Annotated in this window: 1 protein-coding gene and 1 pseudogene; both read right to left on the bottom strand. The window is 68.3% G+C overall.

Features of this window, described 5'->3' with window-relative positions; all coding sequences use genetic code 11:
- A pseudogene (locus AC08OQ_RS19250) lies at window positions 1–293 on the bottom strand (hypothetical protein); the annotation flags it as partial.
- Window positions 294–822: 529 nt separating this feature from the next.
- Window positions 823–1644 carry a hypothetical protein gene (locus tag AC08OQ_RS19245; protein ID WP_476612302.1) on the bottom strand — a complete coding sequence of 274 codons (822 nt, stop codon included), beginning with the start codon at window positions 1642–1644 and terminating at the stop codon, window positions 823–825.
- Window positions 1645–1936: the final 292 nt, after the last annotated feature.

Below are 1936 nucleotides of genomic sequence, written 5' to 3'. Positions count from 1 at the left end.
TCGGTGATAACGTCGCCGGTCGCGGCGGTACGCATCGACGCCAACGTCTCGGTCGTCGACCCGGTGTGGCTGATCGCGAAACAGGCGTCGCCCGGGCCCAGCATCCGCGCCGACACGTGCTGGACGTGCACATCCGCCGGGTAGACGGCCGGCAGCACCGCATCGGCGACCCGCCGCTCCGCCGGCGATAGGCCCGGTAACCGGGACCTGATCAACTTCGGCGCGTCACCGGTACCGACCGGCCCGGAACCCCACTCAACATCGCCGACCGGCCCGGAAAGTCGCTCAACCACTCGGCTGACGCTAGGTGCCACCCATGAACCCCGAGGGGCGCACAGGCAAACGTAGGAAAAAAATTCGTATGATGGCCATCTTATGGAACATTGTTCCTTCGCGTGTGGCGATAGGGCCATCCGCGCAGCGGCCACCTCGGCGACCCGCCACCCTCAACAGGGCGTTGTTGCGTTCGAGGGCTCTGTTTCGAGGGCTCTGGTACGTGAGTCGAGGCCAGGGGGCCGCGTCGGGCCAGTACGTGATCGGGCGATGGCCCGTTGTCACCATCCTCCGCTGCCAGTGTCGGAGTTCGTCGGGTTCCGGTTACCACCGGAGGTGATCGTCCTGGGGTGCCGGCCCGCACCGTCGCGACCCGATCCGCCGGGACCGGGCTCGCCACCATTACCGCCTCGGCCACGTCACCCGCAGCCCAGACCTGGCTAATCCACGTCCGCCAGGCTTCCGCGTCGTCTCCTTCGCCGCCGTCAGGCCAGTCCGTGGCCGTCGGGGTGCGGAAGGTGAGGGCGGGAAGGACGAGTTGCCTGGCGGTCAGTCCAGCGGGTCGCGGGGGTGTGCGGGGGATCCGGGTGGGCTGGTGACCTTGCGGTGGATGTGGCCGGCGGCTTTCCGGGGAGGCCGGTGGTCGGTGCGTAGGACCAGGTCGAACAGGTCCAGGCTGGCTGTGGCGAGGTCGGTTTTCGTCTCGTCCCAGACGGCCAGCCGGTCGGCGAGGTCGGTGTTTCCGCGTTGGCGGGCGCGGGCGGTGGTGACGTCGCGGGGGCACCAGAGCAGGACGGTTGTCCAGCGGGCCGGGTATTCGGTGTGCAGGGCGTGGATGCCGGCGACCTGGCCGAGATGCACGACGGGTATCCGGCCGGCGGCGATGATCTCGTCGAGGCGGGGCCGGTCGACGGCGTCGACGTTGCCGTACCGCTCGTTTGTGTACAGGATCAGGCCGTCGTCGTGCAGCCGGGCGAGTTCGTCGGGCGAGGCGACCCGGTAGGGGGCGCGGGCGTTCGCGCCGATTTTCAGTCGGTCGAAGTGTACGTACCGGTCGTCGAGCGTGGTGAGGGCGGTGGTGATGGTGTCCTTTCCGGCGGCGGGTGGGCCGTAGAGGATGATCGCGTCAGGAGGCATCGCGGACCCGGCTGGCCAGGCGGCGGGCGTGCTCGGCGAGGTTGGTGCGGGCGTGGCGGCTGTTGTCGACCACGTAGTGGGTGCAGACCGGCCGCTGGTCGGGGACTGGCTGAATCTCTCGATGGAGGAGGCTATGCGGTCCTGGCCGCCCAGGGCGTCGGCTATGTCGTCGCGGTGCAGGAGCTCGGCGGAGACGGTGTAACGCTGCCAGGCGGATGCGGGATCGGTGGTCATTCATCGCTCTTCGGTCGGCGGCAGATCAGGACAAGCTGCGTAAGCGGATCAGCACGGTGAGCATAGCCGGGGGATGTCCTCTCGGCATCACAAGTCCGGATCGAGCGGTCAAACAGCGCCAGACAGGTGCCGACCTGGTCATGTCGCCGGGACGGCGGCGGCGCCGGAATGCCGTCGATCCATGCTGTCTCGGCATTCCGTGGTCGTCCGCTTCCGGTGAGTCTTGTTTTTGGGCTCCGTCTCTGCGGCCAGACGAGCGGACGCATGCCATCCGGCAGTAGCCGTTAGTACT

It is taken from the genome of Frankia sp. CcCS3 (assembly GCF_977927575.1).
This window is presented reverse-complemented; position numbering and strand designations above follow the sequence as displayed.